Source organism: Isoptericola sp. b515, from assembly GCF_030588125.1.
Taxonomy (GTDB): domain Bacteria; phylum Actinomycetota; class Actinomycetes; order Actinomycetales; family Cellulomonadaceae; genus Isoptericola; species Isoptericola sediminis.
Map to the genome: position 1 here is coordinate 283042 of NZ_JAUQYR010000002.1, position 19576 is coordinate 302617.

Below are 19576 nucleotides of genomic sequence, written 5' to 3' on the forward strand. Positions count from 1 at the left end.
CCGGCCCTGACGGATCCCGCGACCCTCGCGAGCTCCGACCTCGTGGACCTGCTCACCGCGATCTGCGACATCGAGTCCGTCTCGGGCGACGAGACCGCCCTGGCCGACGCGGTGGAGGCGCTGCTGCGCGGCCAGCCGCACCTCGACGTGCACCGGGATGGCGACGCCGTCGTCGCGCGCACGACGCTGGGCCGGGACCGTCGCGTCGTGCTCGCGGGGCACCTCGACACCGTGCCGCTCACCGATCCGCCGAACCTGCCCACGCGGTTGACGGGTACCGGGGACGACCGGGAGCTCTGGGGACGCGGCACCGTCGACATGAAGGCCGGGATCGCGGTCATGCTGGCGCTCGCCGTCGAGCTGGGCCGTCCGGGCGCCGAGCCGGTCGCCGACGTGACGTACGTGTTCTACGACCACGAGGAGGTCGAGGAGTCCAAGAGCGGGCTCGGGCGCCTCGCCCGGAACCGTCCGGACCTGCTCGCGGGAGACTTCGCCGTGCTCGGGGAGCCGACGTCGGCGGACATCGAGGGCGGTTGCCAGGGCACGCTCCGCGTCGACGTGCGCACCCGCGGGGTGGCGGCGCACTCCGCGCGGTCGTGGCGGGGCGAGAACGCCATCCACGCCGCGGCACCGATCCTCGCGCTGCTCGCCGGGTACGACGCCGCACAGGTCGAGGTCGACGGTCTCGTGTATCGCGAGGGGCTGAACGCCGTGGGCATCACCGGCGGCATCGCCGGCAACGTGGTGCCCGACGCCTGCACCGTGACGGTCAACTACCGCTTCGCGCCGTCGCGCACGCTCGCGGAGGCCGAGCAGCACCTGCGTGAGCTGTTCGCCGACCACGAGGTCGTCGTCACCGACGCCTCCCCGGCGGCGCGTCCGGGCCTGGACGACCCGCTGGCCGCCGAGTTCGTCGCGGCCGTCCTGGCGCGGACCGGGGGAGCGCCGAAGCCGAAGTTCGGCTGGACGGACGTGGCGCGCTTCGCCGAGCTGGGGATCCCCGCGGTCAACTTCGCCCCCGGGGACCCGCTCCTGGCGCACGCCGACGACGAGCGGGTGCGGGTCGCCGAGCTGGCCGTCTGCCGGGACGCCCTGCGCGACTGGTTGCGTGGCGCGTAGGCACGCGATCCGGACACCACGCGACGAAGCCGGTGGCGCCACCCCGAGGGGGCGGTGCCACCGGCTTCGGTGTGAGGGACTCAGCCCTGGTTGCGGCGACGGACGATCATGATCCCGGCGCCGGTGCCGATGAGCAGCAGGGCGGCGAGAGCCGCCATGGCCATGTCGGCACCGGTCCGCGGCAGCGGCGGCGTCGGCGGCGTGACCGGGACGTCGCGGCAGATCTCCACCGACGCCGAGTCGCGGTCGAGCTCGGTGTCACCGTCGAGGAGGTAGGCCTCGTTGGTGACGTCCAGGCACTCGCCCTGCTCGACCATGACGGTCGTGCTCACCGGGAACTCCGTGACGGCTCCGGGCTTGCTCGCCTCCACGGTCCCGAGCAGCACCGGCGGGAGGCTGGGGCTGGTCACACCGCCCCAGATGGTGAAGTCGTCCCAGACCTCCACCGACGTCGGCCCGTTGTCGGTGACGCTCGGGTCGATGTCGACCTGGTCGGAGGCCATGTCGGTACCGGCGTTCTCCGGGTCGTCGACGTCGTCCTGGGTCTGCGGGTACTCCCCGAGGTCCCAGGTGACGGTGGCCCCGAGCGTGCCCTCGAAGTCGTTGACGTTCTCGCAGGTGAACGTCAACGCCGTCTCGCCCGGCCCGAACGAGTACGGGCCGTCGAGCACGACCTCCTCCTCGCCCTGGCCGGCCGTGATCGTGCACGAGCTGGCCTCGAACATCGCCTCGACGGTGCCCATGACCGGGTGGTCGTTCGGGTTGGACACCACGGCACCCGCCTCGAGGGTGGCGTCGTCGACGGTCGTCGGTCCCTCGACGACCCGCACCGTGAACTCGACGGTGGTGTGGGCCTGGTCGGCGGGCAGGGTGACCGGGTGGGTCTCGGCCTCCTTGTCGACGGTGAAGGTGCGGCTGACGAACTGCTCACCCATCCCCATCACGTCGATGTCCAGCGGCTCCCAGATCAGCGGGTCGACGAAGGTGAGGGCCTTGTCGTCTTCCGTGGCCAGGGTGACCGTCTGGCTGCGCTGGGCGGGCAGCAGGTAACCCTCGGGGGCGACCGTCTCGGTGACGGTGTACTCGCCGAAGTAGACGACGTCCTCGAACGTGTACATCCCGGTCTCGCCGGTGCTGAACTCGTACGGCTCCTCGCTCTCGGGGTCCGTGGGGTTCGGGCTGATCTCGAAGGTCGCGCCGGCCAGCGGCTCGCCCTCCTCGTCCTCCTTGTAGATGGTCAGGTCGGCGCCGTCCTCGCGGCAGACCTCGACGACCTCGGTGGCCGAGTCGATCCGGTCGCCGTCGGCGCCCGCCTCGACCTCGACGATGTAGCCGTCGTTGACGACCTCGACGCACTCGCCCAGCGGGACCTCGATCACTCGCGTGACCGGGAACTGGGTGGTGTTCTCGCTTCCCGTGGCCTCGACGGTGCCGAGGAGCTCGGGCTCGAAGTCCGGGTTGGTGAAGTCGTCCCAGACGTCCACGGACTGCAGGCCGTTGTCGGTGGTGACGGTCTCGAGGTCGAGGCTGTCGCCGGCCGAGTCGGTACCGGCGGTCTCCGGGTCGTCGACGTCGTCCTGGGTCTGCGGGTAGTCCCCGCGGTCCCAGGTGACGGTGGCGTCGACCGTGCCGAACAGCGGCGGGTTCGGGCACTCGACCAGGAAGACCGTGTCGCCCGAGGTGAACGAGTTCTCCCACTGGTTGAGCTCAGTGCCCATGTAGGTGCAGTAGGCGCCGTCGATGGTGACGTCCACCAGGCCGGTCACCGAGCCCGCGTTGGGGTTCGTGACCGTGACCGCGACCGAGCGGTTGGGGTTCTCCGCCGGGTCGAGGAACGTGTCGCTCTCGTACACCTCGATCATGTAGTCGAGCTCGATCGACTCCTGATCGGCCGGCAGCAGGACGGTGTCGTTGCCGTCGACCTGCTTGTCGTTGGTCCAGGTCCGGGTCACGAACTGGTCGGCTGAGACGTCGACCGTGAGCGGCTCCCAGATCAGCGGGTCGATGAAGGTCAGGGCCTTCTCGTCGCCGGTGGCCAGGGTGACCATCTGGCTGCGCTGGGCGGGCAGCAGATAACCCTCGGGGGCCACGGTCTCGGTGACGGTGTACTCGCCGAAGTAGACGACGTCCTCGAACGTGTACATCCCGGTCTCGCCGGTGCTGAACTCGTACGGCTCCTCGCTCTCGGGGTCCGTGGGGTTCGGGCTGATCTCGAAGGTTGCGCCGGCGAGGGGCTTGCCCTGCTCGTCCTCCTTGTAGATGGTCAGGTCGGCGGGGGCTTCGCGGCAGACCTCGACGACCTCGGTGGCGGAGTCGATGCGTTCGCCGTCGGCGCCCGCCTCGACCTCGACGATGTAGCCGTCGTTGACGACCTCGACGCACTCACCCAGCGGGACCTCGATCACCTGGGAGACCGGGAACGTCGTGGTGTTCTCGCTCCCTGTGGCCTCGACGGTGCCGAGGAACTCGGGCTCGAAGTCCGGGTTGGTGAAGTCGTCCCAGACGTCCACGGACTGCAGGCCGTTGTCGGTGGTGACGGTCTCGAGGTCGAGGCTGTCGGATGCCTCGCCCGCGGGGGCGTTCTCCGGGTCGTCGACGTCGCCCTGGGTCTGCGGGTAGTCCCCGCGGTCCCAGGTGACCGTGGCGTCAACGGTGCCGAACAGGGGCGGGTTCGGGCACTCGACCATCAGCACCGTGTCGCCCGAGGCGAACTCGTTCTCCCAGGCATCGAGGTCGGTGCCCATGTAGGTGCAGAACGCGCCGTCGAGCTCGACGGTGAGCATGCCCGTGACCGCACCCGCGTTGGGGTTGTTGACGGTGACCGTGACCGAACGGTTCGGGTCCTCCGCCGGGTCGAGGAACGTGTCGCTCTCGTACACCTCGATCATGTAGTCGAGCTCGATCGACTCCTGGTCGGCCGGCAGCAAGATCTGGTCCTCGCCGTCCACCCGCTTGTCGTTGGTCCAGGTCCGGGTGACGAACTGTTCCGCCGACAGCTCCAGGTCCAGAGGCTCCCAGATCAGCGGGTCGACGAAGGTCAGGGCCTTGTCGTCGCCGGTGGTCAGGGTGACCATCTGGCTGCGCTGGGCGGGCAGCAGGTAGCCGTCGGGAGCGACCGTCTCGGTGACGGTGTACTCGCCGAAGTAGACGATGTCCTCGAAGACGTAGACGCCGTTCTCGTCGACCGTGAACTCCAGCGGGTCCGGACCCTCGGGGTCGACCGGGTTCGGGCTGATCTCGAAGGTTGCGCCGGCGAGGGGCTTGCCCTGCTCGTCCTCCTTGTAGATGGTCAGGTCGGCGGGGGCTTCGCGGCAGACCTCGACGACCTCGGTGGCGGAGTCGATGCGTTCGCCGTCGGCGCCCGCCTCGACCTCGACGATGTAGCCGTCGTTGGTGACCAGGATGCACTCGCCCAGCGGGACGAAGATCTCCTGGGTGACGGGGAACTGGGTGGTGTTGGCGCTGCCGATGGCGTCGACCGTGCCCAGGTAGGTCGGGGGCAGGTCCGGGTTGGTGAAGTCGTCCCAGACGTCCACGGACGGCAGGCCGTTGTCGGTGGTGACGGTCTCGAGGTCGAGGCTGTCGGATGCCTCGCCCGCGGGGGCGTTCTCCGGGTCGTCGACGTCGCCCTGGGTCTGCGGGTAGTCCCCGCGGTCCCAGGTGACCGTGGCGTCAACGGTGCCGAACAGGGGCGGGTTCGGGCACTCGACCATCAGCACCGTGTCGCCCGAGGCGAACGCGTTCTCCCAGGCGTCGAGGTCGGTGCCCATGTAGGTGCAGAACGCGCCGTCGATGGTGACGTCCACCAGTCCGGTCACCGGGTCCGCGTTGGGGTTGTTGACGGTGACCGTGACCGAACGGTTCGGGTCCTCCGCCGGGTCGAGGAACGTGTCGCTCTCGTACACCTCGATCATGTACTCGAGCTCGACGGACTCCTGGTCGGCCGGCAGCAGAACGGTGTCGTTGCCGTCGACCTGCTTGTCGTTGGTCCAGGTCCGGGTCACGAACTGGTCGGCTGTGACGTCGACCGTGAGCGGCTCCCAGATCAGCGGGTCGACGAAGGTGAGCGCCTTGTCGTCGCCGGTGGCCAGGGTGACCATCTGGCTGCGCTGGGCGGGGAGCAGGTAGCCGTCGGGGGCCACGGTCTCGGTGACGGTGTACTCGCCGAAGTAGACGACGTCCTCGAACGTGTACTCGCCGTTCTCGTCGACCGTGAACCCCAGCGGGTCCGGACCCTCGGGGTCGACCGGGTTCGGGCTGATCTCGAAGGTCGCGCCGGCGAGCGGCTTGCCCTCCTCGTCCTCCTTGTAGATGGTCAGGTCGGCGGGGGCTTCGCGGCAGACCTCGACGACCTCGGTGGCCGAGTCGATCCGGTCGCCGTCGGCGCCCGCCTCGACCTCGACGATGTAGCCGTCGTTGGTGACCAGGATGCACTCGCCCAGCGGGACGTCGATCACCTGGGAGAACTCGAACGTGGTGGTGTTCGCGCTGCCCGTGGCCTCGACCGTCCCCAAGAGTGTCGGCGGCAGGTCGGGGTTGGTGAAGTCGTCCCAGACGTCCACGGACTGCAGGCCGTTGTCGGTGGTGACGGTCTCGAGGTCGAGGCTGTCACTGGCCGAGTCGGTACCGGCGTTGTCGGGGTCGTCGATGTGCTCCTGGGTCTGCGGGTAGTCCGCCAGCTCCCAGGTCACCGTGGCATCGACCGTGCCGAACAGCGGCGGGTTGGGGCACTCGACCATCAGGACGGTGTCGCCGCTGGCGAACGAGTTCTCCCACTGGTCCAGGTCGGTACCCATGTAGGTGCAGAACGCGCCGTCGATGGTGACGTCCACCAGGCCGGTCACCGTGCCCGCGTTGGGGTTGTTGACGGTGACCGTGACGGAGCGGTTCGGATTCTCGTCGGGGTCGAGGAACGTGTCGCTCTCGTACACGTCGATCATGTAGTCGAGCTCGACGGACTCCTGGTCGGCCGGCAGCAGGACGGTGTCGTTGCCGTCGACCTGCTTGTCGTTGGTCCAGGTCCGGGTCACGAACTGGTCGGCTGTGACGTCGACCGTGAGCGGCTCCCAGGCCAGGGGGTCGACGAAGGTGAGCGACTTGTCGTCGCCGGTGGCCAGGGTGACCATCTGGCTGCGCTGTGCCGGCAGCAGGTAGCCATCGGGGGCCACGGTCTCGGTGACGGTGTATTCACCGAAGTAGACGACGTCGGAGAACGTGTACTCGCCGTTCTCGTCGACCGTGAACTCCAGCGGGTCGTCGCCGGCCGGGTCGACCGGGTTCGGGCTGATCGTGAAGGTCGCGCCGGGCAGCGGCTGCTGGTCCTCGTCGACCTTGAAGATGGTCAGGTCGGCGGGGGCTTCGCGGCAGACCTCGACGACCTCGGTGGCCGAGTCGATCCGGTCGCCGTCGGCGCCCGCGTCGACCTCGACGATGTAGCCGTCGTTGACGACCTCGACGCACTCGCCCAGCGGGACGAAGATCTCCTGGGTGACGGCGAACTGCGTGGTGTTCGCGCTGCCCGTCGCGTCGACCTGCCCGAGGTAGACCGGGGGCAGGTCGGGGTTGGTGAAGTCGTCCCAGACGTCCACGGACGGCAGGCCGTTGTCGGTGGTGACCTGCTCCAGCTCGAGGCTGTCATTGGCCGAGTCGGTACCGGCGTTGTCGGGGTCGTCGACGTCGCCCTGGGTCTGCGGGTAGTCCCCACGGTCCCAGGTGACGGTGGCGTCGACGGTGCCGAACAGCGGCGGGTCGTCACAGACGACCATGAAGACGTTCGCACCGCTGGCGAACTCGGTCTCCCACTGGTTCAGGTCGGTGCCCTCGTAGGTGCAGAACGCGCCGTCGAGAGTGACGTCCAGCAGGCCCGTGACGGGGTCCGCGTTGGGGTTGTCGACCGTGACGGTGACCGAGCGGTTCGGGTCCTCGGCCGGGTCGAGGAACGTGTCGCTCTCGTACACCTCGATCATGTAGTCGAGCTGCACGGACTCCTGGTCGGCCGGCAGCAGGACGCTGTCGTTGCCGTCGACCTGCTTGTCGTTGGTCCAGGTCCGGGTGACGAACTGCTCCGCCGACAGCTCCAGGTCGAGGGGCTCCCAGATCAGGGGGTCGACGAAGGTGAGCGACTTGTCGTCCCCGGGAGCGAGCGTGACCACCTGGTCGCGGTCGGCGGGCAGCAGGTAGCCGTCGGGGGCGACCGTCTCGGTGACGGTGTACTCACCGAAGTAGACGACGTCGGAGAAGGTGTACTCGCCGTTCTCACCGGTGCTGAACTCCAGCGGGTCGTCACCGGACGGGTCGACCGGGTTCGGGCTGATCGTGAAGGTCGCCCCGGGCAGCGGCTGCTGGTCCTCGTCGACCTTGAAGATGGTCAGGTCGGCCGGGTTCTCGCGGCAGACCTCGACGACCTCGGTGGCGGAGTCGATCCGGTCGCCGTCGGCGCCCGCCTCGACCTCGACGATGTAGCCGTCATTGGTGACCTCGACGCACTCGCCGAGGCCGACCTCGATCACCTGGGTGACGGGGAACTGGGTGGTGTTCTCGCTGCCCGTGGCGTCGACGGTGCCAAGGAAGACGGGCGGCAGGTCGGGGTTGGTGAAGTCGTCCCAGACGTCCACGGCCTGCAGGCCGTTGTCGGTGACGTCCACGACGATCTCGGCCGAGTCGGAGGCCGAGCCGGTACCGGCGCTCCCCGGGTTGTCGACGTGATCCTGGGTCTGGGGGTAGTCGCCCAGGTCCCAGGTCACGGTCGCTGTCACGGTGCCGTCGGTGATGTCGTTCGGGCACGTGACGCCGAAGACGGTGTCACCCGCGGCGAAGTCCAGCTGCAGCCCGGGGGCGGGGTCGACGTCCACCGCTCCGTCCACGGTGCAGACCTGACCGTCCATGTCGACCTCGAGCGTGCCCCGTACCGGTGCGTCGTTCGGAGCCTCGTTCGGGTTGTTCACCGTGAGCTCGATGGTGCGGTCCTCGTCGGTCACGACGGTGGGGCCCTCGTACACCTCGACGATGTAGTCGAGCTCGATCGACGCCTGGTCGGCCGGCAGCAGGACGGTGTCGTTGCCGTCGACCTGCTTGTCGTTCTCCCAGGTGCGGGTGACGAACTGCTCGGACGCGCCGGTGACGTCGATCGTCAGCGGTTCCCACGGCAGCGGGTCGACGAAGGTCAGCGACGCGGACTCGGCCGGGCCGACGGTGATCGTCTGGGTCCGCTCCGCCGGCATGAGGTAGCCGTCCGGTGCCGCGGTCTCGGTGACGGTGAACTCGGTGCCCCACAGGTCCTGCCCGATCTCGGGGAAGGTGAAGGTGCCGTCCTCACCGGTGGTGAACTCGAACGGTCCTTCACCACCGTTGGGGTCCGGGTCGATCGTGAACGTCGCACCGGCCAGCGGGGTGCCGTCCTCGTCCTCCTTGAGGATCGTCAGGTCGGAGCAGAGGCTCGGCACGTCGATCACGCCGCTGGCGTTGTCCTTGAGTGCCGAGTTCGTGGACCCGCCCGTCTGGGTGCGCATGTTCAGCGCGCTGAACCCCTGGGCGGGGCAGAGGCTGCCGATGCCGAGCTCGGTGAGGTTCAGCGATCCCTCGACGAACTGGTCGGCGGGGATCTCGCCGTTCACCGCGTTCGGGGAGCCGAAGTAGTCGGTGATGGGCGTGGTGTTGACCGCGACGTCGGAGATGCCGGCACACGGCTGGGCGTTGCCCCACGCCGTGCCGTTCCAGGTGTCGACGCTCAAGCACTGGAGGTCGCTGTTGCCGTCCTCCTGGACGGAGATCCGGATGTCCCCCACCGTGCGGTCGGGGTTGAGAGCGTCGAGGTTCGGTTCCTGGTTGAGCTCGATCCAGTAGTTCACCGTGCCGGTGCCACTCTGGCGGTCCCAGCCGAGGTGAAGCCACTGGCTGTACATCCCGCTGTCCTCGACGATCTCGCTGTCGACCAGGACGTTACCGAGGTCGGACTTGCCGGAGACGGTCCCCGGGTTGCCGGCTCCCCAGTTCGGCCACCCGCTGGACTCGGAGTCCCCGCCGGCGAACGTCGTCGTGTCCTGGTTGCCGATCGGGTCGGAGATGACGTCCGGGTCGGCCGTCTCCCAGTCCAGCGTGGCGTCGGTGGTCTGGTTGCCGTCGATCTCGAACGTGCTCGGGACGGCGGTCGCCGGCGTGCTCAGCGCGACCACGGAACCCAGGGCGAGCGTCGTGGCGGCCAGGGCTGCGACCGGACGAGCGAGACGGCCCTTCCGGAGAGTTGTCGCGGCCTTGTGGTGTGAACTCCAGGAGCGCATCTTCTGTCCGATCCATCCGGGGCCGCCGTGGCCGGCAGGCGTGGTGAACATCACATCCTCAAGGAGCGTATCCCCGCTCCGACCGCACTCACAGGGCAGGACGCAGATATCACCCGCTCGTCGCGGACGGGGGCCGTGAACGGCGTGATGCCGGGCCTCCGGAGTCCTGCTGGGCGAGCTGGTCGGGGCGCTTCCGGACGCCCTGGACCGACCGGTGACCGCCGACGGAACGCGGGGGAGAGGCCGGGCACGACGAAGCCGGTGGCCCCGCCCCGAGGGACGGTGCCACCGGCTCCGGTGTGAGGGACTCAGCCCTGGTTGCGGCGGCGGACGAACATGATCCCGGCGCCGGTACCGATGAGCAGCAGGGCGGCGAGAGCCGCCATGGCCATGTCAGCACCCGTCCGCGGCAGCGGCGGCGTCGGCGGGGGCGTCACCGGGACGTCCCGGCAGACCTCCACGGATGCCGAGTCGCGGTCGAGCTCGGTGTCGCCGGCGAGGATGTAGGCCTCGTTGGTGACGTCCAGGCACTTGCCCTGCTCGACGGTGACGGTCGTGCTGACGGGGAACTCCGTGACGGCTCCGGGCTTCTTCGCCTTCACGGTCCCGAGCATCGTCGGTGCGAGGTCCGGCGTGGTGAAGTCGTCCCACACCTCCACCGAGGTCGGCCCGTTGTCGACGACGGTCGGGTCGATGTCGACCGCGTCGGACGCGCTGCCCTCGCCGGCGTTCTCCGGGTCGTCGACCTGCTCCTGGGTCTGCGGGTACTCCCCGAGGTCCCAGGTGACGGTCGCCGCGAGAACGCCCTCGAAGTCGTTCACGTTCTCGCACGTGAGCGTCATGAGGCTCTCGCCGGAGGGGAACCAGAACTGGATCCCGTCCATCGCCTCGTCGGCGTCCTCGGCGTCGATCACGCACGCCTCCTCCTCGAACGTCGCAGCCACGGTCGCCATCACCGGGTTGTCGTTCGGGTTCGAGACCTCCACCGAGGCCTGGAGGGTGGCGTCGTCGAGGGTCGTCGGACCCTCCACCACCTGGACCATGAACTCGACGGTGGTCCGTGCCTGGTCGGCCGGCAGCTTGACCGGGTGGGTCTCGGCCTCCTTGTCGACGGTGAAGGTCCGGCTGACGAACTGCTCACCCTTGCCCATCACCTCGATGTCCAGCGGCTCCCACTGCAGCGGGTCGACGAAGTAGACCTCGGTGGTCTCGCCCTCGAGGAGCTCGACCGTCCGCTCCCGCTCGCTGGGCGGGGGCAGGAGGTAGCCCTCGGGAGCCGCCGTCTCGGTGACCGTGTACTCGCCGAAGTCGGCGATCTGCTCGATCGTGTACGTCCCGTCCTCACCGGTCACGACGACCAGCGGGTCCTCGCTCTCCGGGTCGAGCGGGTTCGGCATGATCTCGAAGGTGGCGCCCGGCAGCCAGACGTCGTCGTCGTCCTCGTGCAGCTTCTGGGCGGCCTTGACGATCTTCAGCTCGGCGGGGGCGTCGCGGCAGATCTCGACCGTGGCGTCGTCCTCGTCGATCCGCTCACCGTCGGCACCGGCTTCGGTCTTCACGATGTAGGCGGTGTTGTCGACGTCGATGCACTCACCCTGGGCGACCTCGAACTCCTTCGAGAACTCGATGGTCGTGGTGGTCGCCTCGCCGGTCGAGGTGACCGTCTGCAGGTACTCGGGCTCCAGGTCCGGGTTGGTGAAGTCGTCCCAGACGTCCACGGCCGTCACCCCGTTGTCGGTGGTGACCTCCTCGAGCTCGACGCTGTCGGACGCCTCGCCCGGGGGAGCGTTCTCCGGGTCGTCGACGTCGTCCTGGGTCTGCGGGTAGTCCCCGCGGTCCCAGGTGACCGTGGCCTCGACCTCGCCGTACAGCGGCGGGTCGTCGCAGACGACCATGAACTCGTTCATGCCGCTGGCGAACTCGTTCTCCCACATGTCGAGGTCGGTGCCCTCGAGGGTGCAGAACTCGCCGTCGAGCTCGACGGTGAGCATGCCCGTGACCGGGTCCGCGTTGGGGTTGTCGACCGTGACCGTGACCGCGCGCGCCGGGTCGGCGTCCGGGTCGAGGAACGTGTCGCTCTCCATGACCTCGACCGTGTAGTTGATCGTGGCCGAAGGTTCGTCGGCCCGCAGGTCGATCCGGGTGGCGTCCGCCTCCTTGTCGTTCGCCCAGGTCCGGGTGACGAACTGCTCGGCGGTGACGTCGATCTCCAGGGGCTCCCAGATCAGCGGGTCGACGAAGGTGAGCGCCTTGTCGTCCCCGGTGGCCAGGGTGACCGTCTGGCTGCGCTCGGCCGGCAGGAAGTAGCCCTCGGGCGCCTGGATCTCGGTGACGGTGTACTCGCCGAAGTAGACGACGTCGGAGAACGTGTACATCCCGTTCTCACCGGTGGTGAACTCCAGCGGGTCCTCGCCCTCGGGATCCATCGGGTTCGGGCTGATGGTGAAGACGGCACCGGGCAGCGGCTGCTCCTCCTCGTCGACCTTGTAGATGGTCAGGTCGGCGGGAGCCTCGCGGCAGACCTCGACGACCTCGGTGGCGGAGTCGATCCGGTCGCCGTCGGCACCCGCCTCGACCTCGACGATGTAGCCGTCGTTGGTGACCTCGATGCACTCGCCGAGCGGGACCTCGATCACCTGGCTGACCGGGAACTCCTCGGAGCCCGCGTCCTGCGTGGCCTCGACCATGCCGAGGTACGTCGGCGGCAGGTCGGGGTTGGTGAAGTCGTCCCAGACGTCCACGGCCGGCAGGCCGTTGTCGGTCGTGATGATCATGGTGCTGTCGGACGCCTCGCCCTGGGGTGCGTTCTCCGGGTCGTCGACGTCCTCCTGGGTCTGCGGGTAGACGCCGCGGTCCCAGGTGACGGTGGCGTCCACCTCGCCGTTCAGCGGCGGGTTGGGGCACTCGACCGACAGGACGGTCTCGCCGCTGGCGAACGCGTTCTCCCACTCGTCCAGGTCGGTCCCCATGTACTGGCAGAAGTCGCCGTTGAGGTCGACGCTCAGGTTGCCGGTGACGGGTTCGTCGTTGGGGTTGTCGACCGTGACCTCGACGGTGCGGCCGCCCTGGTCGAGCATCGTGTCGCTCCAGGACACCTCGACGACGTAGTCGAGCTCCACGGACTCCTGGTCGGCCGGCAGCAGGAGGACGTCGTCACCGTCGACCTGCTTGTCGTTCTCCCAGGTGCGCGTCACGAACTGCTCGGCCGTGACGTCGATCTCCAGCGGCTCCCACGGCTTGGGGTCGGTGAAGGTCACCGACGCCGACTCCGCCGGGCCGACCGTGATCGTCTGCGACCGTTCGGCCGGCAGCAGGTAGCCCTCGGGCGCCTCGATCTCGGTGATCGTGAACTCGGTGCCCCACAGGTCCTGGCCGATCTCGGGGAAGGTGAAGCTGCCGGAGCCCATGGTGAACTCGAAGGGGTCGTCGCCGCCGTTCGGGTTCGGGCTGATCGTGAAGGTCGCGCCGGGCAGCGGCTCGCCGTCCTCGTCCTCCTTGAAGATCGTCAGGTCGGAGCACAGGCTCGGCACGTCGATCTCGCCGGTGGCGAGGTCCTTGAGCGCGGAGCCGGCGGCCTCACCGGTCTGGGTGCGCATGTTCAGCGTGGTGAACCCGGCTGCCGGGCACAGGCTGCCGATGCCGAGGTCGGTGAGGTTCAGCGACGCCTCGACGAACCGGTCGGCGCTGATCATGTCGTTCTCGTCGGCGTTGGGGGAGTTGAAGTAGTCGAGGATCGACTCCGAATTCACGGCGACGTCGGAGAGGTCTCCGGAGCAGCCCTGCCGGTCGCTCCAGTCCGAGCCGTCCCAGGTGTCGACGCCGATGCAGGTGAAACCGCTGTTGCCGTCCTCCTCGACGACGATCCTGATGTCTCCGACCGTGCGGTCGGGGTTCATCATGTCGAGGTTGTCCTTCTGGTTGAGCTCGATGAAGTAGTTCACCGAGCCGGAGTCACCGTCGCGGTCCCAGGCGAGGTGCAGCCACTGGGTGTAGTCGCCCATGTCCTCGGCGATCTCGCTGTACACCAGGACGTTGCCGAGGTCGGACTTGCCGGAGTTGGTGCCCGGGTTGCCCGGTGACCAGTTGGGCCAGCCCTGGGCGGGGTTGTTGGGGTCCTCCTTGTCGGACCCGGCGAACGTGGTGGTGTCGTTGTTGCCGATCGGGTCGGGCACGACGTCGGGGTCGGCGGTCTGCCAGTCGATGGTCGAGTTGGTGATCTGGTTGCCGTCGATCTCGAAGGTGCTCGGGACGGCGGCGGCGGCACTGGTGCTGATCGCGACGACCGACCCGAGGGCGAGCGTCGTGGCGGCCAGTGCGGCGACGGGGCCGGAGAAGCGGGCCCTGCGTGGAGCTGTCGCGTCCTTGCGGTGTGAACTCCTGATGCGCATGTGTCTCGTCCGATCTATCCGATCTGCCCACATACCGGCAGGTGTGACGAATGTCAAGTCCGCTTGGAGCGTATCCACGTTCTCTTCACGCGCACAGTGCGGGATGCGGATATCACCCGCTCCGACTTCTCCGAACTGGTCATAGGCTCGATCCATGAGCGAACGCACCGACGAAGGTGTCCCCGAGGTCGGCCGCGGATACCGCAAGGGTCCGCTGCTGCTGCGGGGGACGCAGATCCCGACCTCCACCACCGACCAGCGCCTGCTGGCACCGGGGGAGGGGTCGGAGTGGGTCCACTCCGACCCGTGGCGCGTCATGCGCATCCAGGCGGAGTTCGTCGAAGGTTTCGGTGCGCTCGCCGAGGTCGGCCCCGCCGTGTCGGTGTTCGGTTCGGCCCGCACCGCACCCGACCACCCCGACTACGCGCTCGGGGAGCTGGTCGGCAAGCTCCTGGTGGCCTCCGGGTACTCGGTGATCACCGGCGGTGGGCCCGGCATCATGGAGGCGGCGAACAAGGGCGCCGCCGAGGCCGGGGGCACCTCCGTCGGCCTGGGGATCGAGCTGCCCTTCGAGCAGGGGATGAACGAGCACGTCAACCGCGGCGTGAGCTTCCGGTACTTCTTCGCCCGCAAGACGATGTTCGTCAAGTACGCCCAGGGTTTCGTCGTCCTGCCCGGGGGCTTCGGCACCTTCGACGAGCTCTTCGAGGCGCTCACCCTCGTCCAGACCCACAAGGTGACCGAGTTCCCCGTGGTGCTCGTCGGCAGCGACTACTGGGGCGGCCTGCTGGACTGGCTGCGGACCGTCGTCGCCTCGCGAGGCATGATCAAGGAGTCCGACCTGGACCTGCTGTACGTGACCGACAGCGCGGAGGACGCCGTCTCCCACGTCATCCGGCGCGGCCGCCAGCTCGCCGCCGAGCGACGCGCGTGATCCCACCGGCCGGCACCCCGCTCGTCCTGCGTGGTCGCGAGGTCGGCCGGGACGCCGACGGGGCGCGGCGACCGGTCGTCATGGCGATCGTCAACCGCACGACCGACTCCTTCTACGCCCCGGCGCGGCTCGCCGACGACGGCGCGGCGCTGACCGCCGCCCACCGGGCGTGGGAGGACGGCGCCGCGATCCTCGACATCGGCGGGGTCCGCGCCGGGACGGGACCCGCGGTGAGTGCGGCGGAGGAGATCGACCGGGTCGTCCCCTTCCTGGCCCTCGTCCGCCAGGAGATCCCCGAGCTGCTGCTGAGCGTCGACACCTGGCGCTCCGAGGTCGCGGCGGCGGCGATCGAGGCCGGGGCCGACCTCGTCAACGACACCTGGGCGGGGCACGACCCGGGACTCGTCGAGGTGGCGGGCGCGGCCGGGGTCGGGGTCGTCTGCTCCCACACCGGCGGGGCGCAGCCCCGGACCGACCCCTACCGGGTGGCCTATCCGGTCGCCGACGGGGCCGACGCCGGCGACCCCCGCGACGGCGTCGTGCACGACGTGCTGACCACGCTGCGGGCCGGCGCGGAACGGGCGGTCGCCTGCGGGGTGCCGCCGTCGTCCGTGCTCGTCGACCCCACGCACGACTTCGGCAAGAACACGTGGCACTCCCTGCACCTGCTGCGTCGGACCCCGGAGCTGGTCGCGCTCGGGTACCCCGTGCTCATGGCGCTCAGCCGCAAGGACTTCGTGGGCGAGACCCTGGACCTCCCCCCGGAGGAGCGGCTGCCGGGCACCCTCGCCGCCACCGCGCTCGCGGCGTGGCACGGTGCGCAGGTGTTCCGGAGCCACGACGTCGCGGCCACCCGCCAGGCGCTGGAGATGGTCGCCGCCGTGCGGGACGAGGCGCCCCCGCGGGTCGCCCTGCGCGGCCTCGCCTGACACCGGCTGTCCGGGTCGGCCAGTAGAATGGTGAGACGCACCTCATCCTGCCACGTGCAGTAACGGGGCGGAGGAACCGGACAACGGAATGGAGAGCCACACATGGCTGCGATGAAGCCGCGGACGGGCGACGGGCCCCTCGAGGTCACCAAGGAGGGACGCGGCATCGTCATGCGTGTTCCGCTGGAGGGCGGTGGTCGGCTGGTCGTCGAGCTGAACGCGACCGAGGCCGGCGAGCTGGGCGAGGCCCTCCAGGGTGTCGTCGGCTGACGACATCGGCAGCAGACTCCCGTGACGGACGGGCGTGGGACGGGGTGCGGCCCCCGGACCACGCCCGTCGCGTCTTTCCGGGACCGGTGCGGGCGTCCCTAGCGCCGGACGGCGAGCAGCAGCCCGTCCCCGGTGGGGACCATCGCCGGGACGAGCCGGTCGTCCGCGCGGACGGCGAGCGCCACCGCCCGGACGGCCGCGGCCGTCTCGCCGTGGCCCTCGGCGTCGGTGGCACGGCCGGCGAGCGCCGCGTCGACGACGCCCAGCACACCGCCGGGCCGCAGCAGCCCGATGGCCGCCTCCACGTGCGGAGCGAGCGAGAGGGCGTCGACGGCGACCAGCACCACGTCGTACGCCCCGTCGGTCAGGCGCGGCAGGACGTCCAGCGGAGGTCGCGTGATGACGCGCGTGCGGGAGCCCGCGACCTGCTCGTCGGCGAACACCGCCTTCGCGGCGCGCTGTCGGGCCGGGTCCGGGTCGATCGTGGTCAGGACACCGTCGGGCAGCATGCCCCGCAGCACCCACAGCGCCGTCACACCGGCGTCGCTGCCGATCTCGACCGCCGTCCGTGCCTGGGTCGCCGCCGCGACCACCCGCAGCAACGCACCCGTGCCGGGGGAGATGGTGGGGCAGCCCAGCCCGAACGCCCGTTCGCGGGCACGCCGCAGCGTCGCGTCCTCGGTGAGGAACGACTCGCTGAACGCCCAGGCGACCCGGCGGTCGTCCTGGGCCTCCGCCTCGGTGAAGATGACTCGGCCCCCCTGATCGCTGGGCCGATGGTACGTGGGAACCTCCCAGGTTGCTCACACGTTCGCATGGCACGATGACCGTGATGACCGAGACAGCCGGTGGCGGCACCGCCACGTGGGTCCCACCGACGTGGGACGAGATCGTGCGTGAGCACTCCGCACGGGTCTACCGGCTCGCCTACCGGCTGACCGGTGACCGCCAGGACGCCGAGGACCTCACCCAGGAGACGTTCCTGCGGGTGTTCCGGTCGCTGTCGAGCTACACCCCCGGGACGTTCGAGGGCTGGCTGCACCGCATCACCACGAACCTCTTCCTCGACCAGGTGCGGCGCAAGAAGCGCATCCGCTTCGAGGCCATGGGCGAGGACGCCTCGCGCGTCCAGTCCACCGACGACCGCAGCCGGCCCGAACGCGGGTACGAGCACGGCAACCTCGACCACGACGTCCAGGCCGCGCTGGACGGGCTGCGGCCCGAGTACCGCGCCGCCGTCGTCCTGTGCGACATCGAGGGGCTGAGCTACGAGGAGATCGCGGTCACGCTGGGCATCAAGATCGGGACCGTGCGGTCGCGGATCCACCGGGCCCGTGCCCAGCTGCGGGACGTCCTGGACCACCGTCGCGCGGACGTGGGCCGATGAGCGCCCACCTCGGGGATCGCGTGAGCGCGCTCGCGGACGGGCAGCTGCCGCCGGGGGAGGCGGAGCGCGCCCTGGCCCACGTCGCGTGCTGCCCGCTGTGCTCCGCAGAGCTCGAGTCCGCTCGTGCGGCCCGCCGCCGGCTGGCCTCCGCCGCGGACGTGCACCCCACGGCCGAGCTCACCCAGCGCCTGCTGGACCTGTCCGCCTCGATCCCGCCCGCGGACGGCGACCCGCTGCGTGCCCCGGAGCGGGACACGGGGTGGGCCGCGCCGGAGGCGTGGCACACCACCCTGACGGGTGACGTCGTCGGCGCCGAGCGACGCCGCCGCCGCCGTCGGGCTCTGCTCGTCGGTGCCGGGGGTGCGGGCGTGCTCGGCTGTGCCCTGTTCGTGCTCGGTCAGGCGCCGGTCGTCACGCCGGACACCTCGCGCGTGTCCGCCCTGACGACCCTCGCCGGATCGGACGCCGCCGCCGGTGAGCCGGTGAGCGAGGCCGGCCTCGGCGGCACCGGGTTCGCGACGCCGTCGTCGCTGCCGCCCGGCTACGAGGTGGCGGCCGTGCGTGCCGGGGCGACGTCCTGCGTGATCGACCTGACCGGTCCCGACGGCCCCGTCGTCGTCCGGCAGCAGGTCGGGCGGCTGGCGGAGCAGACCGGTGCGTCGGTCCGGGCCGGCGCGGCCGGCCGCGACGACGTCGTCGTCCTCTCGCGCGACCCCTGGCACTTGGCGTGGCAGGCTGGGGACGTCGTCGTCGAGGTGACCACCGACGCACCCGAGGACGTCCTCGCCGAGATCGTCGCCGCTTTCCCGGAACGTGACTACGACGCCGGAGTCCTGCCGCAGATCACCCGTGGCTGGTCGACCGTGACTGGAGCCCTCACCCTCCCATGACATCCCCGGACCACGACCTCTTCGCCACCCCGGAGCCCCCGGCCCGTCGCCCCGACCCCGCGCCGACGCCCGCCGCCCGGGTGCCACGTCGTGCCGAGGACGCCGGCGCCGACCGTCCCGAGGAACGGCCCGCCGACGAGCACGTCGAGCACGACGCGGGGCCCACGGCTCCGCAGGCGCCGGTGGCCCCCACGACCGCCCCGACCGCTCCACCGCCGCACGCCGCCCACCGTCGGCGTCCGGTGTCCCTCGGCGCCGGGCGGACGGCGCTGGTCGTCGTCCTGGCGCTCGTCGTCGGGCTGCTCGGCGGGCTGCTCGGCGGCCGGATCACCGACCGCGCGGGCGAGGACGCCCCGGTCAGCGCCGACCTCCCGGTCAGCGCCGGGGTGCAGGACGACGGTGCGGACGACTCGCGGCCGGCCGGGTCGCACGCCGCCATCGCGGCCGGCGTGCTGCCCTCGGTCGTGTCCCTGGAGATCACCCGCTCCGGGGGCGGGGGCTCCTCCGGGTCCGGGTTCGTGCTGCGCGAGGACGGGTACATCCTCACCAACGACCACGTGGTCGCGCCGGGTGCCGGCGGGGGCGGTGACGTCGTGGTCGTGCTCGCCGACGGCAGCGAGCACGACGGCGAGATCGTCGGGCGCACGAGCGACTACGACCTGGCCGTGGTCAAGATCGACGTCGACGGACTGACCCCGCTCGTGCTCGGCGACTCCGACGACGTCGTCGTCGGTGACGCGGTCCTGGCCGTCGGTGCGCCGCTCGGGCTGGACTCGACCGTCACCGCGGGGATCGTCAGCGCCCTGCACCGTCCGGTGCAGGCCGGCGACCAGGCGACGACGGCGTTCATCGACGCCATCCAGACCGACGCGGCGATCAACCCGGGCAACTCCGGGGGACCGCTGGTCGACGCCGACGGCGAGGTCGTCGGCATCAACTCCGCGATCGCCCAGCCGCCGGGTGCGACGCAGGCCACCGGCAGCATCGGCCTGGGATTCGCGATCCCGGCCAACCAGGCGCGCACCACGGCCGAGCAGCTCATCGAGACCGGGCAGGCCACCTACCCCGTCATCGGCGTCCTGCTGGACACCTCGTACTCGGGGGAGGGCGTCCAGGTGTCCACCGAGGCGCAGGAGGGCATCCCGCCGGTCACGCCGGACGGCCCGGCCGACGTCGCCGGGGTCCGGGCCGGCGACGTGATCCTCGCGATCGACGACCGGCCGGTGTCCCGCAGCGACGAGCTGATCGTGGCGATCCGGGCCCGCCAGCCCGGCGACGCGGTGACGCTGCGCGTGCGCAGCGACGGCGAGGAGCGCGAGGTGCGGGTGGTGCTGCAGGAGCGCGCCAGCGAATGACGACGGCGCGGTACCGCCCGCGAGTCGG

The 19576-nt window shown here is 70.4% G+C and carries 10 protein-coding genes; 7 read left to right on the top strand and 3 right to left on the bottom strand.

Annotated elements, in window-relative coordinates; translation table 11 throughout:
• The first annotated feature begins 6 nt into the window (after window positions 1-6).
• A complete protein-coding gene (dapE, locus tag Q6350_RS06990) occupies window positions 7-1119 on the top strand; it encodes a succinyl-diaminopimelate desuccinylase (protein ID WP_305065976.1) in 1113 nt (370 codons plus the stop codon).
• An 80-nt stretch (window positions 1120-1199) separates the two neighbouring features.
• On the opposite strand, the gene Q6350_RS06995 is transcribed toward dapE, so the two are convergent.
• Both Q6350_RS06995 and Q6350_RS07000 read right to left on the bottom strand, forming a co-directional pair.
• A complete protein-coding gene (locus Q6350_RS06995) occupies window positions 1200-9446 on the bottom strand; it encodes a SpaA isopeptide-forming pilin-related protein (protein WP_305065842.1) in 8247 nt (2748 codons plus the stop codon).
• Window positions 9447-9703: 257 nt separating this feature from the next.
• Window positions 9704-13783, bottom strand: coding sequence for a prealbumin-like fold domain-containing protein (locus Q6350_RS07000; protein WP_305065843.1), 4080 nt, complete (start codon window positions 13781-13783; stop codon window positions 9704-9706).
• A 154-nt stretch (window positions 13784-13937) separates the two neighbouring features.
• Between Q6350_RS07000 and Q6350_RS07005 the strand changes: the two genes are divergently transcribed.
• The 3 genes from Q6350_RS07005 (at window position 13938) to Q6350_RS07015 (ending at window position 15916) form a co-directional block, all read left to right on the top strand.
• The gene (locus tag Q6350_RS07005; protein ID WP_305065844.1) at window positions 13938-14717 is read left to right on the top strand and encodes a TIGR00730 family Rossman fold protein; all 780 of its coding nucleotides are present in this window, start codon (window positions 13938-13940) and stop codon (window positions 14715-14717) included.
• Window positions 14714-15646, top strand: coding sequence for a dihydropteroate synthase (folP, locus tag Q6350_RS07010; protein WP_304603470.1), 933 nt, complete (start codon window positions 14714-14716; stop codon window positions 15644-15646). Before Q6350_RS07005 ends, folP begins: the two co-directional genes overlap by 4 nt.
• A gap of 102 nt (window positions 15647-15748) precedes the next feature.
• A complete protein-coding gene (locus Q6350_RS07015; protein ID WP_171247429.1) occupies window positions 15749-15916 on the top strand; it encodes a DUF3117 domain-containing protein in 168 nt (55 codons plus the stop codon).
• 98 nt (window positions 15917-16014) lie between these two features.
• Here Q6350_RS07015 and Q6350_RS07020 read toward each other — a convergent pair whose 3' ends face one another.
• A complete protein-coding gene (locus Q6350_RS07020; protein WP_171247620.1) occupies window positions 16015-16665 on the bottom strand; it encodes a class I SAM-dependent methyltransferase in 651 nt (216 codons plus the stop codon).
• Window positions 16666-16748: 83 nt separating this feature from the next.
• Here Q6350_RS07020 and sigE point away from each other — a divergent pair, with 83 nt between their 5' ends.
• Genes sigE through Q6350_RS07035 form a run of 3 tightly spaced genes read left to right on the top strand, consistent with a single transcriptional unit; the run spans window position 16749 to window position 19548 of the window.
• Window positions 16749-17303 (top strand): RNA polymerase sigma factor SigE, encoded by a 555-nt coding sequence (sigE, locus tag Q6350_RS07025; protein WP_304603472.1) that lies wholly within the window; start codon window positions 16749-16751, stop codon window positions 17301-17303.
• Window positions 17300-18193: a zf-HC2 domain-containing protein gene (locus tag Q6350_RS07030; RefSeq protein WP_305065845.1), complete on the top strand. Its 894-nt coding sequence runs from the start codon at window positions 17300-17302 to the stop codon at window positions 18191-18193. Before sigE ends, Q6350_RS07030 begins: the two co-directional genes overlap by 4 nt.
• Complete coding sequence (locus Q6350_RS07035) at window positions 18190-19548, top strand: S1C family serine protease (protein ID WP_304607223.1); 1359 nt, start codon at window positions 18190-18192, stop codon at window positions 19546-19548. Before Q6350_RS07030 ends, Q6350_RS07035 begins: the two co-directional genes overlap by 4 nt.
• Window positions 19549-19576 lie beyond the last annotated feature (28 nt).